This is a genomic window from Mycobacterium novum, from assembly GCF_010726505.1.
GTDB classification, from domain to species: domain Bacteria; phylum Actinomycetota; class Actinomycetes; order Mycobacteriales; family Mycobacteriaceae; genus Mycobacterium; species Mycobacterium algericum.
In genome coordinates this window covers 3752909-3768487 of the sequence record NZ_AP022562.1, presented here as the reverse complement: position 1 = coordinate 3768487, position 15579 = coordinate 3752909, and the positions used below count along the sequence as shown (strand labels likewise).

The window sequence follows — 15579 nt, the reverse complement described above, 5'->3', positions numbered from 1 at the left end:
ATGTCAATGAAACGCCCGGGCGTGGTGCGCGACTACGGCGGTATCAGCGCGGTTGACCGCCGCGCCGAACGCCGGGGCAAACTGCTGTCCGCCGGGCGCCGGATCTGGGGTGAATCGGGGCTCGGCGAGGTCACCGTCCGCGGTGTCTGCACGGCCGCGGGGCTGATCCCGCGCTACTTCTACGAGCAGTTCGCCAACCGCGACGCGCTGCTGTTCGCCGTCTCCGATGATGTGCGCGACCAGCTGCTCGAGGCCATGGTCACCGCCGGCGTCGGCGATCCCGGGACGCTCAGCGACAAACTGCGCTCGGCGCTGACGGCCTTCCTCGAGCTGATCGCCGTCGACCCGTACATCCACCGCATCGCCACCTGCGACCTGTCCGCCGTCCCCGGGCTCAGCGAGCACCGGGCGCGCATCCTCGACATGATCACCGACGCGGTCGTCGAGCAGGCACCCGGTGTCATCGAGGGCGAGCTGCCGGCGCCGGCCGACTTACGCCGCGGCGCCCTGTTCATCGTCGGCGGCGTCAACCAGATCATCGAAGCCTGGCTCGACGATCCCACCGAGACCCCGGCTGAGCTGGCCGCCACCTGCTCGGACCTCGCCGTCGCCCTGGTCCGCAGCATCATGGCTACGCCCGATCACGCTCACCACTGATCACGCGGCACGTCGAAGTCCACGCACAACGCGCGCCACACGTCGCGCGGTTCCACCCCGTCCTCGATGGCCTGGGCCGCGGTACGCCCGCCCACCGCGGCCAGCACATGATCGGTCAGCACGGTGGCGCCGTAGGCCGCACCGAAGCGGTGCGTGACCCGCTCGTGGAATTCGGTCAGGCGCACGCGCCCCAACCTACTCAGCCACCCGACAGTGCCTCGTGACACACCCGCACCGGGTCGGCCACCTGGGCGGCCCCGTCGGCGGCCCGTCGCGCGGCGGCACGGTAGCTCGGCGACGCCAGCACCGCGCTCACCGCCTCGGTCAGCGCCGCGGGGCTCAGCGGACGGACCAGCCGTCCACTACCTTGGCGCACAACGCGATTGGCGATCTCCCATTGGTCGCCTCCGCCGGGAACCACCACCAGCGGCAGCCCAGCCAGCAGGGACTTGGCCACCATGCCGTGTCCGCCGCCGCAGATGACCAGATCAGCGCGCGTCAGCAGTTCATCCTGGCGTCCGAGGCCGGCGACGGCCCATTCCGGCAGCGTCAACTCGGGGCCGTTCAGCCGCGACACCGCCACCCGGGCGCCCGCCGGCAGCCCGACGCCCGGCACCAGCTGCTCCAGCACCAGCTCGGTCAACCCGGCGGCCCCGGTCAACGCCGTGGACGGCGCCACCACGATCAGCGGGCCGGAGCCCGGCGGTACTGCCAGCAGCTCGTCGGTGGGCTCGAAGTGCAACGGCCCGACCACGACCGCCTCGGCGGGCCAGTCGGGCCTGGGCACCTCCAGGGCAGGCAACGTGGCGATCAGGCGCCGCAGCGGGCCCGGGTCGCGCTCCGGCAAACCGATGCCCGCCCGGGCCTCGGCCCGCTGGCGCAGCCCGGTTCGCACCGACCGCGCGGTCAGCGACCGCATCACCACGTCGCGCAGCCGGCCCCGCAACCCGGTGCCGGGCGCCAGGCCGCTGCCGATCGGCGGCAGCCCCTTCGACGGCAAGTACAGCGGATGCGGACTCAGTTCGACCCACGGGACACCGAGCAGTTCGGCGGCCATGCCGCCGCAGGCGGTGATGACGTCGGAGACCACCAGGTCCGGCGCCAGCTCCCGGAGCTGGTCGAGGTTCTGGCGCGCCATGCGCGCCGCCCGCCGATGAATCTTGGCACCGGCATCGCCGTCGTCGTCGCCGGCGGCGGGATCCAATCCGATCAGCTCGGCGGCGTCCACCCCGGCGACCCGCGCGGTGTCCAGCCACTGCACCCCGGTCAGCAGCGTCGGCGCGTCCCCGGCCGCGGCGAAGCGTCGGCACAACGCCATCGCCGGGAACGCGTGACCGGGATCAGGCCCGGCGACCACCACGATGCGCATCGGCCTACCGTGCCACAGCCCTGCGGGCCTAGGCTGACAGGTATGACCGACCCGAGTGTCCACGACAGCGCCGTCGACAACATCCGAACCGTGGAGACCTTCCTCGACGCCCTCGCCGACGACGATCTCGACACGGCGGCCGACGCCCTGGCCGAGGACGTGGTGTACCACAACGTCGGGCTGCCGACCATCTACGGCCGCAGCGCCACCGTCGGGGTGTTCCGCCGGATGTCCGGCCGCGCGGGCTTCGAGGTGAAGGTCCACCGCATCGCCGCCGACGGCTCGGCGGTGCTCACCGAGCGCACCGACGCCCTGACCTTCGGCCCGCTGCGGCTGCAGTTCTGGGTGTGCGGGGTGTTCGAGGTGCACAACGGGCGTATTACGTTGTGGCGCGACTACTTTGACTTTCTGGATATGTTCAAGGCGACGTTGCGCGCGGTGGCGGCGACTGTCTTCCCGGCACTGCGCCCGACGTTGTAGACCGCATTGAGCACACGCCGACGCCCCAACCCGATCCAATATCTGCGGTACTGCATCGGGCGACCGCTGCCGCCGTCCATGCAGGACTGGGTGCGCAACGACCTGGCCGGACCCGGCGCAACGACTCGGATAATCATGCGCGCCGTCGTGCCGACGACATTGATCCTGATCCCGTTCTGGTTTCTGCCGACAGACTTCATGACGCATGTGTCGATGACGTTTCCCATCTGGTTCATGGCGATCCTGTTCTCGCACGCCCTCAACAAGGTGTGGCGCAAACACATGCTGCGGATGCACGGTCTCGACCCGGACCTGGCCGACGCACAAAAGCGCCAGCGTGATGCCCACCTCCACCGGGCCTACATCGAACGCTATGGACCGCGGCCCGAATCCGCCGATCAGCGAAGCGACGATATCTGAGTCTGGTGTCTGGCCGAATACGCGGAGTCGGCACTCTTACGCCGCATAACTTACCCGCGCCCCTATGGATCCAACGCCGAACAGTGGACCCTACCATATTCAATCCGTTATTTGCGTTTTTAGGACACGAGGAGACTCGGTGATCAGAACGGCGCGCAGCCCGGTAGAAGCGCAGCAGCCGGTAGCTGTATTATCACGATATGACTTCGCAGCTATATAGAATTGAGTTTCCGCCGGTTAATTCGGAACGCCTGACTCAAGACGAAGTTGAGTTCGGACTCGTCGATAACGGCAAAGTTCAAATGCTACGCTTTCACGACTACGCCGAAATATATAAACGGCCAGGCCTTTACGAGGAACTTTTCTATGGTCGACTGAGGTGTAAATCCCCGGACAAGGTGTTGGAATTGCTTCAACGGGCGTTACAGACCGAACGGGAGCCGCTGACCGAGTTGCGGATCCTGGATCTGGGAGCAGGCAACGGCATGATGGGCGAAGTCCTCAAGCGCGATGGAGTAGCCCGACTCGTCGGCGTCGACATCATCCCAGAGGCACGTGATGCCGCTTATCGTGATCGGCCCACCGTTTACGACGCGTACTACATCACGGATCTGAGCGACGTGGACGCGCGCTTGCGCGGCGAGCTCACCGAGTGGAATTTCGATTGCTTGACGTGTGTGGCGGCGCTCGGTTTCGGAGATATTCCACCGCGTGCTTTCATCAACGCGGTCCGGCTGATCAAACCGACCGGTTGGCTGGCATTCAACATCAAGCATTCATTCCTGGACGACGACGATCAGACCGGCTTTTCACGCCTGGTTCGCGCGCTTGTCTTTTCAAGATATTTTGACGTCTACCACCTCGAGTTATACCGGCATCGACTATCAATGGAAGGCAGGCAGCTATTTTACTACGCGCTGGTCGGACGGTTGACGGCGCCGTTGCCGGAGGATTTTCTAGCGAGTCACAATATTGCAAGTTAGGCGAGCGGAGTAGCTGCGCCGCGCGACGCGATTATGAGTCGGGAGGTGGTTGATGAGATCTAGGCCTGGGACTTCCCCGCTGGATATACGGCTGTTCGCGGCGCACGGCGCGTTTCTGGCGGAGCGCCCGCCGGCCTCCGACGAAGACGTGCACATGCTTTCCGCAACAGTCGACCATGTGATCGAACGGTGCACTGCGCCCGGCGACCTGGTGTTCGATCCGTTCGCCGGGTTCGGCACCACCCTCGATCGGGCTGTGGCTCTCGGGCGAGCAGCGCTTGGTATCGAGTTGCTGCCTGAGCGTGTCGACTACCTGCGGAGACGCGTGCCCGGTGCGCATGTTCTCCAGGGCGATGCACGGGAGCTGCTGGAAGTAATCCGCGGGAGCGGACGGCACCTTCCCGACGCGAGTGTCGACCTCGTCCTCACATCTCCGCCGTACATGACCCGGCAGCATCACGAGGCCGATCCGCTCACCGGTTACGAAGAGAACAACGGGGACTACGGCCGTTACCTGGCCGAACTCGGCGCCGTCGCCGCCCAGTGCGCGCGGCTGCTGGCGCCCGCGGGCTTCGCCGTGTGGAACGTGGCGGACATCCACCACTTGAGTTCCACCACGCACTTGATCTCCGATTGTGCACGCGTTCTCGAACACCACCTCACCCGGCTAGGGACGACAGAGGTGGTGTGGGATCGGTACCCGCACGATCTGATCGCCGACGCGCTGCTGGTTTTTCAGCGGATCCCGGCCTACTAAAGCCTGGGTGATTGGGCGAGTTCTTCGAATGCCTGGGCCCAGCCCAGCATTCGGTCGGTCGCGCCGGCCAACTCTTCGCGGTAAGTACCAGGAGATATCGTCGAACCATCATTGGCTGCGGCCACCAATTGCGCGGCAGCGGTGACCATTTCGTTGTACTGGCGGACCCCGGCGCTCAACTGGGCGGTGAACGCGTTGATCGTCGGCACCAGGTACTGCCCCGCCTGCGCGTTGTGCTGCACGGTGCGCTCCATCGACACCACCTGGCCGGCGGTGGCCGCCATCGTCGACGCGGCGCCGCCCGCCGCTGCGGTCAGTTCGGCGATCTCATCGCCGGGTAGCAACCGGCCGCGTTCCAGCACGCCCAGCAGCGACACCATGCCGCGCTCGGAGGCGCCCAGCGCATACATCGCCGGCCGCGCCGCCGAACCGGGCGGCGGCAGGCGGCGCGCGGTGACGGTCCGCGCGGCCGGCAGCGGCACCGAACGCAGCCAACGGAACCGCAGCAACAGCAACGTGGCCGGCGCGGCCGCCCCGGCGGCGATCAGCCCGGTGATCAGCAACACCCACACCGGTGTGGCCCACGAGGCCAGCACCGCCGTCACCAGCAACCAGAATCCGCATGCCGCGCCGAAGAACAGGCCCAGCCGTAGCGCCCAGCGGCGCTTGCGCAGCAGCCTGGCCCGCGGGTCGGCGATCGCACCGAGCTTGTCGGCCAGTACGTCGGCGGCCTCACTGGCACGGTCGACGGCCCGCTGCAGCAGCGCGCGCCGGGAGCGACCTCCGACTGACATGGCCATCTACTACCGGCCCAGCGGATTCTCGGGATTGGGATCGGCGCCCGATTGCGGCGCCGCCGGTGTGACCGGCGGTGTGGCGCCGCCGGCCGGCAGCGACTCGCCGCGCATCGAGGCGCGGATCTGCTCCAACCGGGAATGGCCGGCCATCTGCACGCCGGCCTGTTCGACCTCGATCATCCGGCCCTGCACCGAGCCTTTCGCCAGTTCCGCTTCGCCGAGTGCGTTGGCGTAGCGCCGTTCGATCTTGTCGCGCACCTCATCGAGGCTGGGAGTGGTTCCCGGCGCGGCGATCTCGCTCATCGAGCGCAGCGAGGCACTGACCTGCTCCTGCATCTTGGCCTGCTCGAGCTGGCTGAGCAGCTTGGTGCGCTCGGCGATCTTCTGCTGCAACATCATGGCGTTCTGCTCGACGGCCTTCTTGGCCTGACCGGCAGCGGTCAGCGCCTGGTCGTGCAGCGCCTTGAGGTCTTCCACGCTCTGCTCGGCGGTGACCAGTTGAGCCGCGAACGCCTCGGCAGCGTTCTCGTACTCGGTTTTCTTGGCGGCGTCACCCGCCGCCTCCGCCTGGTCGGCCAGCGTGAGCGCCTGGCGCACGTTGACCTGGAGCTTCTCGATGTCGGCCAGCTGCCGATTCAGCCGCATCTCCAGTTGCCGCTGGTTGCCGATCACCTGGGCGGCCTGCTGGGTCAAGGCCTGGTGCTGACGCTGCGCCTCTTCGATCGCCTGCTGGATCTGCACCTTGGGATCGGCGTGCTCGTCGATCTTCGAGTTGAACAGCGCCATCAGGTACTTCCACGCCTTGACGAACGGGTTGGCCATCAGTCAGCTCCGTCTGATTGTTCGGATGTTGTCAGTCTGCCGCTTACCGCTGACAATTTATCGGTTCGCCGGTCGGTGGGTGCGGCTTCAGGCTGCCTTCCGCCCGGGCGCGCCGGGCCGGTCTGTCATGCCGAGGCCATCGCCCGCGGCGGCGGGATCACGACCTTGGTTCCGGCGTCGATGCGGGTGACCCCCGGGTTCCGGACGGCCCGTTCGGCCCGCTCGGCCCGCTCGGCCCGCGCCAACCGGCTGCCGGCATCGAAGAGCACGTCCGACAACGGGACCTGCAATGCCGAGCAGATCGCGTTGAGCAACTCGCTGGACGCCTCCTTACGGCCCCGCTCGACCTCCGAGAGATAGCCCAGGCTGACCCGCGCCGAGTCGGACACCTCACGCAGCGTGCGACCCTGCGCCGTCCGGGCCTGGCGCAATACCTCGCCGACCGATTCCCGCAGCAATGCCGTCATCGTGTACTCCCCCTTAGGGCCAACCTGGAAAACCGACAGTCACCAAGGTCAACGCGCGCCACGCCCGTCAGGGTTCCCGGATCGCTCGATCAACTCCGGTCGCGGAGATCGGCGATCGCCGACATCACGTAATCCACGCCGGTCACCACGGTCAGCACCACCGCGGCGGCCATCACCGCCCAGGCCGTCACCAGCCACGGACCGCTCAGCGGCAGGATGAGCAGCCCGATACCGACCGCCTGCACCAGTGTCTTGAGTTTCCCGCCGCGGCTGGCCGGGATCACGCCGCGGTGCAGCACGGCGAACCGCAGCACGGTGATCCCGATCTCTCGGACCAGCACCAGCACCGTCACCCACCACCACAGATCGCCGAGCATCGACAGGCCGATCAAGGCCGCGCCGATCAGTGCCTTGTCGGCTATGGGGTCGGCCAGGGTGCCGAATTCGGTCACCAACCCGTAGTTGCGGGCCAGCGCTCCGTCGAGCCGGTCGGTGATGATCGCCACCGCGAAGATGACGAACGCCGCGATGCGGGTCTTGGCGTCGTGGCCGTCCGCGGCGAACAACGCCAGCAGGAAGACCGGCACCAACAGCAACCGCATGACGGTGACCGCGTTGGCGAGATTGACCACCGGGACGTGCGTCACCGCCGGGCCGGTTTGAGGTTGCCGCGACACGGCAGACAGAATATCGGTTACCAAGCCCGAAATGAGAAACCGTTACTGTGCACCTGTGCACCTCGCGGCTGATTCGCCGGCCCCACAGCCCCTGATCCGGCGCGCGCGGACATCCGACGTCCCGGCGATCAAGCGGCTGGTGGACACTTACGCCGGCAAGATCCTGCTGGAAAAGAACCTGGTGACGCTGTACGAGGCGGTCCAGGAGTTCTGGGTCGCCGAGGATTCCGAACAGCAGGTGGTGGGCTGCGGCGCCCTGCACGTGCTGTGGTCTGATCTCGGCGAGGTGCGCACCATCGCGGTGGACCCGGCGCTGACGGGCCGCGGCATCGGCCACGCGCTCGTCGACCGGCTGTTGCAGGTCGCCCGGGAACTGCAGTTGCAGCGACTGTTCGTGTTGACTTTCGAGACCGCCTTCTTCGCCCGGCACGGCTTCACCGAGATCGACGGAACACCGGTCACCGCAGAGGTTTTCGCGGAAATGCAGCGATCCTACGACGTCGGGGTGGCCGAATTCCTGGACCTGAGCTACGTCAAGCCCAACACGCTGGGCAACACCCGGATGCTGCTGGTGCTCTAGTCCGCTTTAGTCCTGCTCTAGTCCATCACCAGGCCGGCGGTCCGGCGCGTCGAGCCGACGAGGAAGCTGAACTGACCGTCGGATTCCATGCGGCCCTCCCGCACCATGGCGAGGTCCGCGATCCCCTGCTTGCGGGCCTGCTCGCGGACGTGCTGCTCGGTGATCATCTCCTTGCGCATGTTGCCGTGCAGGAGTTCGCCCTCGTGAATCACCAGCAATGGCCCGGGCCGCAGCAGCCGTGCCACGGTCGGCCAGCGGTGGGCCATCCAGTTCAGCAGGTAGGACCAGCCGATGATCACTCCGACCAGCAGGATCCCGTCGCTGATCGACCGGTAACCGCCCGCCATCCCGTTCTGGGCGGCGTCGGCGATCAACACCACGACGATCAGATCCGTGATGCCGTTGGTGCCCGCCTCCCGTTTCAACACCACCCGCAGCAACGCATAAATCGCGATGTAGATGACGGTCCCGCGGACAATGATCTCCGAAGGCGGTGTGTCGAAAGCAAAAAGTCGAGCCCAGTCCACGAGGCGAGATTACGCGCCCGCCGGACCCGGGAAAACCGCCGGTGTCTGGTCCGTGTCCGGTCCGTGTCCGGCACGTGTCCGGTGCGTACCGGGGGCGCCGAACCAGGGACTTCCGGCCCTGCCGCCGGCGACGCGAACACGAGATAGTGGTACTGACAGTTGCAGACAACTGGAGGTAGCCGTGGCCGAGCACCTGACCCCCCTGGATGCGAGTTTTCTGAACGTCGAGGACGCCGATCGGCACACCAACCTGGGCATGGGCGCCCTGGCGGTGCTCGACGGCCCGATGCCCGATCACCACACGCTGATGTCGGTGCTGGGCGAGCGGATCGCGGCCTGCCCACGGTTCGCCCAGCGGCTGCGGCGTCGCCTCTTCGACCTCGGCTCTCCCGAATGGGTCGAGGACCGCAACTTCAAGCTTGCCAACCACGTCTGCGGTATCGCGGTCCCCGGCGCCGGTAGCGACGACGACTTGTTCTCGGTGGTGGCCGAGGTGATGTCCTGGCGGCTGGAGCGGGACAGGCCGCTGTGGGAGATCTGGGTGATCGGGGGCCTGTCCGATGACCGCTGGGCGATGCTTGTCAAGGTCCACCCCTGTATCGCCGACGCCGTCGCCACCGTCCACATCCTCGCCGGGCTGTCCGATGAGGGTCCGGCTCACGGCACCATGCCCGGCGCGGTCGCTGCTGCCGCCGCCGGCGGGTGGCGCGGTGCGCTGCGGCTCGCCTCCTCGATCGCGACCTCCACGGTGGCCGGGGTGATGCGGACCGACCAGGCGTTGCGCGACGCCGCGGAGTTCGCGGCCGGCCTACGGCGGCCGGCGACACCGCTGAACGGTCCACTGACCAGCCGGCGGCGCCGGTACGTCTCGGCCCGGGTCAGCGCCGCCGAGGTCGACCGGATTTGCCAGACCTTCGACGTCACCGTCGACGATGTCGCGCTGGCTGCCCTCACCGAGAGCTACCGCAACATGATGGTCCGCCGCGGCGAGCAGCCGAAGTCCGATTCGCTGCGTACCCTGGTACCGCTTCGGCAGGCGGTGCTGCTGCCCCGGCTGCCGGTCGACGAAGACAACCCGGTGGTTCGGCTACGCCTGGTGCACGCGCGGCTGGCGCAGGCCAGAGCCGACGCCGACCGCGGCCCCGCCAGCGCGGTGGCGGCGGTGGCACGGGCGATCCCGGTGCCGGTCACCGCCTGGGCGACCAATCTGCTGTCCCGGCTGCCGCAGCGCAGCGTGGTGGCGCTGGCGGCCAGTGTGCCCGGCCCCGGCCGGCCGCTGGCGATCATGGGACGCCCGGTCTCCGCGGTGTTGCCAGTCCCGCCGATCGCGATGCAGTTGCGTACCGGCGCGGCGATCCTGCGCTACGCCGACAGCCTGTTCTTCGGCATCGTCTCCGACTACGGCACCGTCCGCGACGCGGACGAGCTGGCGCGCGGCGTCGAGGCGGCGGTGGCCCGGTTGCTGGTTCGCAGCAGGCGGCGCCGGGCCGGCCGGGATCGGCACGGGTTGTCCCTGGTGGTCAACGTCTGATCGTCGGCGCCTACCCGTCGTCGTCATCCGCGGCGTCGGTATCCGCGCCGCCGCGGATGGCCATCAGCGTCGCGGCCAGCTCGTCGGGCTTGACCAGCACTTGGCGGGCCTTGGAGCCCTCGGAGGGACCCACGATGCTGCGGGTCTCCATCAGGTCCATCAACCGGCCGGCCTTGGCGAAGCCGACCCGCAGCTTGCGCTGCAACATCGAGGTGGAGCCGAACTGGCTGGACACCACCAATTCCACGGCCTGCAGGAAGACCTCCATGTCGTCGCCGATGTCGGGGTCGACGTCGGTGCGCTCGCCGGTCGGTTTGGCGGTGGTGACGCCGTCGGTGTACTCGGGCTCGGCCTGGTCCTTGCAGGCGGTGACGACGGCGTGGATCTCCTCGTCGGTGATGAACGCGCCCTGCAGCCGGACCGGCTTGTTGGCGCCCATCGGCAGGAACAACCCGTCGCCCATCCCGATCAGCTTCTCGGCGCCGGCCTGGTCCAGGATCACCCGAGAGTCGGTCAGCGACGAGGTGGCGAACGCCAACCGGGACGGCACGTTGGTCTTGATCAGACCGGTGACGACGTCCACCGACGGCCGCTGGGTGGCCAGCACCAGGTGAATGCCGGCGGCGCGGGCCTTCTGGGTGATCCGCACGATGGCGTCCTCGACGTCGCGCGGCGCGGTCATCATCAGGTCGGCGAGCTCGTCGACGATCGCGAGGATGTAGGGGTAGGGCCGGTACTCCCGTTCGCTGCCCAGCGGTGTGGTGATCTCCCCGGAACGGACCTTCTCGTTGAAGACGTCGATGTGGCGCACCCGGGAGGCCTGCATGTCCTGGTAGCGCTGCTCCATCTCCTCGACCAGCCAGGCCAGCGCGGCCGCCGCCTTCTTCGGTGAGGTGATGATCGGGGTGATCAGGTGCGGAATGCCTTCGTACGGCGTGAGTTCCACCATCTTCGGGTCGATCAGGATCATCCTGACCTCTTCCGGGGTGGCCCGTGCCAGCAGCGACACCAGCATCGAGTTGACGAAGCTGGACTTACCCGAGCCGGTGGAGCCGGCCACCAGCAGGTGCGGCATCTTGGCCAGGTTGGCGCTGATGAAGTCGCCCTCGATGTCCTTGCCCAGCCCGATCACCAGCGGGTGATGATCGCGGCGGGTGCTCGGCGCGGTCAGCACGTCGGCCAGTCGCACCATCTCCCGGTCGGTGTTGGGCACCTCGATGCCGACCGCGGACTTGCCCGGGATCGGTGCGAGCATCCGTACACTCTCGGTCGCCACCGCGTAGGCGATGTTGCGCTGCAGAGCGGTGATCTTCTCGACCTTGACCCCGGGGCCCAGTTCCACCTCATAGCGGGTGACGGTGGGGCCGCGGGTGCAGCCGGTGACGGCGGCGTCGACCTTGAACTGCTCGAGCACCGAGGTGATCGCGTTGGTCATCGCCTCGTTGGCGGCGGTGCGGGTCTTGGGGGGATCGCCGGCGGTCAGCAGGCTAAGCGGCGGCAGCGTGTAGGGGCCCTCCACCACCCGGTCCAACACGACGGTGGTGTCGGTGGGTTTGGCCGTCTTGGGGGCCTTGCGGCGAGCGGGCTTGGGCGTCGGCGCCGGGGGCTCGGCGGGCGCTACGTCCGTCTCGGAGAGCGGGTAGTTGTCCAGCGGCGTGCGCGACTGCCAATCCGGGGTGTCCTCGGCGCCATCGGCCGCCGCGCCGCCTTCGAAGCCGCCGCCGTCCTCCTCGTCGTAGTAGTCGTCCTCGCCGGCGTAGTCGTCGTCGTAATAGCCGTCGTCATAGCCGTCGTCGTAGTCCCGCGCGACGAACATGGTCCGTAGTGCTTCAGGCGCCTCGCGCAGCGTCGTCCCGGTCAGCAACAACACCCCGAACAGCACCCCGATGCACAGCAGCGGAGCGGCGATCCAGGCGGTCAGGCCGTCGGCGAGCGGGCCGCCGATGGCGAACCCGACGAAACCGGCGCCGTGCAGGCGCCCCTCGGGGGTCGGCGGTGAGCCGGCCCACAGATGCCACAGGCCCAGGATCGGCAGCGCCACCATCGCCGAACCGAGGATCAGCCGGGGCCGGTTCTCCGGGGCGGGTTCGGTACGCATCAGCGCGACGGCGCCGACGCCGGCCAGCACCGGAAGCAGCACCACCGCGCCACCGATCACGGCGCGCAGCCCGGTGTCGATCCATGCTCCAACCGGCCGCGCAGCGTCCAGCCAGCAACTGGCGGCCGTCACGACGGCCAGGCCCAGCAGCGCCAGCGCGATACCGTCGCGGCGATGACCCGGGTCGATGTCATGGGCGCGGCCGACGGACCGCGCGGTGCCGCCGGCCGCCTTGGCGACCATCAACCACGCCGCCCGGGCGGCCCGCCCGCAGGCCATTCCCGCCCCGGCCAGCCCCGAATGCTGCCGGCGCGGCGCGGGCTTGCGGCGTGCCGCCGCCGCGCGGGCCGGTCGGGCATTGGCTCGCGAACCGGCCTTTGACCTGCTAGTTCGCGTTCCCGATCGAGCCTTGGTGCCACTAGCCGTCTTACTAGCCATAGCCGCAAGCCTAACCGCAATACCCTCATTAGGACCATCTGCCACACTGGCCACGGCCCGGGTTGCCCGAGCTCACCCGCGTGGCACCGGTCACAGTGCGGCTGCGTACGGTGACAGGGCCTGACTTTCCCCGCCATCCCTCACGAAGGAGATCCGCATGCCCGTGGTCGTCGTCGCCACCTTCGCCGTCAAGCCGGAATCGGTCGAAGCCGTCCGCGACATCTGCGCCAAGTCGGCGGCACAGGTGCACCAGGAGCCCGGCTGCCAGCTCTACGCGGTGCACGAAACCGACGGCGCCTTCGTATTCATCGAGCAGTGGGCCGACGCCGATGCGCTGCGGGCACACTCGACGGCCCCGGCGGTCGCCGAGCTGTTCGGCAACCTCACGGAGCACCTCGACGGCGCGCCCGATATCAAGATGCTGCAGCCGCTGCCGGCCGGCGACCCGGCCAAGGGCCAGCTCCGGGCCCAGTGATGGGAGCCCTGGACGGCAAGGTCGCCTTCATCACCGGCGCCGCACGCGGCCAGGGGCGCGCCCACGCACTGCGGTTGGCCGGCGAGGGCGCCGACATCATCGCGGTCGACCTGTGCCAACAGATCTCCAGCGTGCCGTATCCGCTGGCCACCGCCGACGATCTGGCGGAGACGGTCAAGCTGGTCGAAGAGACCGGTGCGCGCATCGTGGCCAGGGCAGCCGACGTCCGCGATCGCACCGCACTGGGCACCGCCTTGCAGGCCGGCATTGACGAACTCGGGCGGCTCGACTTCGTGATCGCCAACGCCGGAATTGCTCCGATGGCGGGCGAGGACGCCTGGCAGGACGTGATCGACGTCAACCTCACCGGTATCTACCACACCGTCGATGTGGCGATGAAGCCGATGATCGCCCAGGGTGACGGCGGGTCGATCATTCTGGTCAGCTCGGTGGCCGGGCTGGTCGGGCTGGCCGCTCCTGCGGCGGGCTCCCTGGGTTACGCCGCCGCCAAGCACGGCATCGTCGGGCTGATGCGGGTATACGCCAACCTGCTGGCGCCACACAGCATCCGGGTCAACTCCGTGCATCCCGCCGGCGTGCAGACGCCCATGATCGACAACGAGTTCACCCGGAAGTGGCTGGAGGGCCTGGAGGACACGGACACCCAAGGCGGACCGGACATGGGCAACGCGTTGCCGGTGCAAGTGCTGCAACCGGAGGATGTCGCCAACGCCGTATTCTGGCTGGTCTCCGATGCGGCCCGCTACATCACCGGTGTGACGCTGCCGGTGGACGCCGGCTACGTCAATAAGAGGTAGCTCAGATCTCGATGACTGTCGGCACGATCATCGGCTGGCGGCGGTAGCTCTCGCCGACCCACTTGCCGACCGTGCGGCGCACCGCCTGCGCGATCCGGGCCGGGTCGGTGACGCGTTCGGCGGCAAGGGATTCCAGCTCCGCCTCCACCTTGCGGGCCGCCGGCTCCAGCGCCTTGGGGTCTTCGGAGAAGCCACGCGAATGCAGCTGGGGCGGCGCCACCGCCTTGCCGGTCCCGCGACGCAGCACCACGGTGATCGCAATGAATCCCGATGACAGGATCAGCCGCTCCCCCAGCGTCGCATCGCCGACGTCGCCGTCCACCAGTCCGTCGATGTACACCTTGCCGACCGGGACCGCCCCGGCGATGCTCGCCTGCCCGGCGACCAGATCGACGCTGACACCGTTCTCGGCCAACAGGATCGCTTCGGGCGGCACCCCGGTGCGGGCGGCCAGCGCGGCGTTGGCGCGCAGCATCCGCCAGGTGCCGTGCACCGGCATCACGTTGCGCGGCCGGATCCCGTTGTAGAGGAACAGCAGCTCGCCGGCGTAGGCGTGCCCGGAGACATGCACCCGCGCCGCGGCGTTGGTCACCACCCGCGCGCCGATCTTGGCCAGCGCGTCCATCACGCCGTAGACCGCCTCCTCATTGCCGGGGATCAGCGACGACGACAACACCACCAGATCACCCGCGGTCAGCGTGATGGACCGGTGCTCGCCGCGCGACATCCGCGACAGCGCCGACAACGGCTCGCCCTGGGTCCCGGTGGTGACCAGCACCACCTGCTCCGGCGGCATCATCTCGGCGGCGCCGATGTCGACCAGATCGGAGTCCGCCACCCGCAAAAAGCCCAGCTCCTTGGCGATGCCCATGTTGCGGACCATCGACCGGCCGACGAACGACACCCGGCGGCCCAGTGCGACCGCCGCGTCGACGATCTGCTGCACCCGGTCGACGTTCGAGGCGAAGCAGGCCACGATCACCCGTCCCTCGGCGCCGCGGATCAACCGGTGCAGGGTGGGGCCGACCTCGCTCTCACTGGGTCCGACACCCGGGATCTCGGCGTTGGTCGAGTCGCACAGGAACAGGTCCACACCCTTGTCGCCCAGCCGGGACATGCCGGGCAGATCCGTGGGACGCCCATCCGGCGGCAATTGGTCGAGCTTGATGTCGCCGGTGTGCAGCACGGTGCCCGCGCCAGTGTGCACCGCGATCGCCAGCGCGTCCGGGATGGAGTGGTTGACCGCGAAGTATTCGCATTCGAACACGCCGTGGGTGCTGCGCTGACCTTCGGCGACCTGGACGAACACCGGTTTGATGCGGTGTTCGCGGCATTTGGCGGCGACCAGCGCCAGCGTGAACTTCGAGCCGACCACCGGGATGTCGGGGCGCAGTTTGAGCAGGAAAGGGATGGCGCCGATGTGGTCCTCGTGGGCGTGGGTCAGCACCAGCGCCTCGATGTCGTCGAGGCGGTCGGTGATGTGCCGGATGTCCGGCAGGATCAGGTCGACGCCGGGCTCGTCGTGGCCCGGGAACAGCACCCCGCAGTCGATGATCAGCAGCCGGCCGAGATGCTCGAAAACGGTCATGTTGCGGCCGATCTCGCTGATACCGCCGAGCGCCGTGACGCGTAATCCGCCGGCGGTCAGCGGACCCGGCGGCTTGAGGTCCTCACTCACCCGCA

At 68.3% G+C, this 15579-nt stretch carries 18 protein-coding genes; 9 read left to right on the top strand and 9 right to left on the bottom strand.

What is annotated here, in order from left to right; genetic code table 11:
* Positions 1-6: 6 nt before the first annotated feature.
* The gene (locus G6N19_RS17705) at positions 7-657 is read left to right on the top strand and encodes a TetR/AcrR family transcriptional regulator (protein WP_041318165.1); all 651 of its coding nucleotides are present in this window, start codon (positions 7-9) and stop codon (positions 655-657) included.
* Here G6N19_RS17705 and G6N19_RS17700 read toward each other — a convergent pair.
* Both G6N19_RS17700 and G6N19_RS17695 read right to left on the bottom strand, forming a co-directional pair.
* Complete coding sequence (locus G6N19_RS17700) at positions 648-842, bottom strand: DUF3046 domain-containing protein (protein WP_013829416.1); 195 nt, start codon at positions 840-842, stop codon at positions 648-650. The genes G6N19_RS17705 and G6N19_RS17700 overlap by 10 nt on opposite strands.
* A 14-nt stretch (positions 843-856) precedes the next feature.
* A complete protein-coding gene (locus tag G6N19_RS17695; protein ID WP_013829417.1) occupies positions 857-2026 on the bottom strand; it encodes a glycosyltransferase in 1170 nt (389 codons plus the stop codon).
* Between the two features lie 42 nt (positions 2027-2068).
* Between G6N19_RS17695 and G6N19_RS17690 the strand changes: the two genes are divergently transcribed.
* The 4 genes from G6N19_RS17690 (at position 2069) to G6N19_RS17675 (ending at position 4666) form a co-directional block, all read left to right on the top strand.
* On the top strand, positions 2069-2506 hold the full coding sequence (locus G6N19_RS17690) for a limonene-1,2-epoxide hydrolase family protein (protein ID WP_013829418.1): 438 nt from the start codon (positions 2069-2071) through the stop codon (positions 2504-2506).
* Between the two features lie 78 nt (positions 2507-2584).
* Positions 2585-2926 carry a DUF5313 family protein gene (locus G6N19_RS17685; RefSeq protein WP_013829419.1) on the top strand — a complete coding sequence of 114 codons (342 nt, stop codon included), beginning with the start codon at positions 2585-2587 and terminating at the stop codon, positions 2924-2926.
* Between the two features lie 200 nt (positions 2927-3126).
* Positions 3127-3909, top strand: a complete 783-nt coding sequence (locus G6N19_RS17680) for a class I SAM-dependent DNA methyltransferase (RefSeq protein WP_041318173.1) — start codon at positions 3127-3129, stop codon at positions 3907-3909.
* A 178-nt stretch (positions 3910-4087) separates the two neighbouring features.
* Positions 4088-4666 (top strand): TRM11 family SAM-dependent methyltransferase, encoded by a 579-nt coding sequence (locus tag G6N19_RS17675; protein ID WP_232062421.1) that lies wholly within the window; start codon positions 4088-4090, stop codon positions 4664-4666.
* On the opposite strand, the gene pspM is transcribed toward G6N19_RS17675, so the two are convergent.
* The 4 genes from pspM to pgsA all read right to left on the bottom strand — a co-directional run bounded on the left by pspM (position 4663) and on the right by pgsA (position 7429).
* A complete protein-coding gene (pspM, locus tag G6N19_RS17670) occupies positions 4663-5466 on the bottom strand; it encodes a phage shock envelope stress response protein PspM (RefSeq protein ID WP_013829422.1) in 804 nt (267 codons plus the stop codon). The two genes, G6N19_RS17675 and pspM, sit on opposite strands and share 4 nt — an antisense overlap.
* Positions 5467-5469: 3 nt before the next feature.
* On the bottom strand, positions 5470-6285 hold the full coding sequence (pspA, locus tag G6N19_RS17665) for a phage shock protein PspA (protein ID WP_013829423.1): 816 nt from the start codon (positions 6283-6285) through the stop codon (positions 5470-5472).
* Between the two features lie 125 nt (positions 6286-6410).
* Positions 6411-6752 carry a transcriptional regulator ClgR gene (gene clgR / locus G6N19_RS17660; protein ID WP_013829424.1) on the bottom strand — a complete coding sequence of 114 codons (342 nt, stop codon included), beginning with the start codon at positions 6750-6752 and terminating at the stop codon, positions 6411-6413.
* Positions 6753-6841: 89 nt separating this feature from the next.
* On the bottom strand, positions 6842-7429 hold the full coding sequence (pgsA, locus tag G6N19_RS17655) for a CDP-diacylglycerol--glycerol-3-phosphate 3-phosphatidyltransferase (protein ID WP_049792890.1): 588 nt from the start codon (positions 7427-7429) through the stop codon (positions 6842-6844).
* Between the two features lie 55 nt (positions 7430-7484).
* Here pgsA and G6N19_RS17650 point away from each other — a divergent pair, with 55 nt between their 5' ends.
* On the top strand, positions 7485-8009 hold the full coding sequence (locus G6N19_RS17650) for an amino-acid N-acetyltransferase (RefSeq protein ID WP_041318178.1): 525 nt from the start codon (positions 7485-7487) through the stop codon (positions 8007-8009).
* Between the two features lie 17 nt (positions 8010-8026).
* Here G6N19_RS17650 and G6N19_RS17645 read toward each other — a convergent pair whose 3' ends face one another.
* Positions 8027-8536, bottom strand: coding sequence for a DUF421 domain-containing protein (locus G6N19_RS17645; protein ID WP_013829427.1), 510 nt, complete (start codon positions 8534-8536; stop codon positions 8027-8029).
* A 181-nt stretch (positions 8537-8717) separates the two neighbouring features.
* Between G6N19_RS17645 and G6N19_RS17640 the strand changes: the two genes are divergently transcribed.
* The gene (locus tag G6N19_RS17640) at positions 8718-10067 is read left to right on the top strand and encodes a wax ester/triacylglycerol synthase family O-acyltransferase (protein ID WP_193465371.1); all 1350 of its coding nucleotides are present in this window, start codon (positions 8718-8720) and stop codon (positions 10065-10067) included.
* 10 nt (positions 10068-10077) lie between these two features.
* Here G6N19_RS17640 and G6N19_RS17635 read toward each other — a convergent pair whose 3' ends face one another.
* On the bottom strand, positions 10078-12603 hold the full coding sequence (locus G6N19_RS17635) for an FtsK/SpoIIIE family DNA translocase (RefSeq protein WP_193465370.1): 2526 nt from the start codon (positions 12601-12603) through the stop codon (positions 10078-10080).
* Between the two features lie 157 nt (positions 12604-12760).
* Between G6N19_RS17635 and G6N19_RS17630 the strand changes: the two genes are divergently transcribed.
* Together G6N19_RS17630 and G6N19_RS17625 are read left to right on the top strand one after the other, a co-directional pair.
* Positions 12761-13078 carry a putative quinol monooxygenase gene (locus G6N19_RS17630; protein WP_013829430.1) on the top strand — a complete coding sequence of 106 codons (318 nt, stop codon included), beginning with the start codon at positions 12761-12763 and terminating at the stop codon, positions 13076-13078.
* Positions 13078-13896 (top strand): mycofactocin-coupled SDR family oxidoreductase, encoded by an 819-nt coding sequence (locus G6N19_RS17625; RefSeq protein WP_013829431.1) that lies wholly within the window; start codon positions 13078-13080, stop codon positions 13894-13896. Before G6N19_RS17630 ends, G6N19_RS17625 begins: the two co-directional genes overlap by 1 nt.
* Position 13897: 1 nt before the next feature.
* Here the strand turns inward: G6N19_RS17625 and G6N19_RS17620 are convergent, their stop codons facing one another.
* The gene (locus G6N19_RS17620) at positions 13898-15574 is read right to left on the bottom strand and encodes a ribonuclease J (RefSeq protein WP_041319959.1); all 1677 of its coding nucleotides are present in this window, start codon (positions 15572-15574) and stop codon (positions 13898-13900) included.
* Positions 15575-15579: the final 5 nt, after the last annotated feature.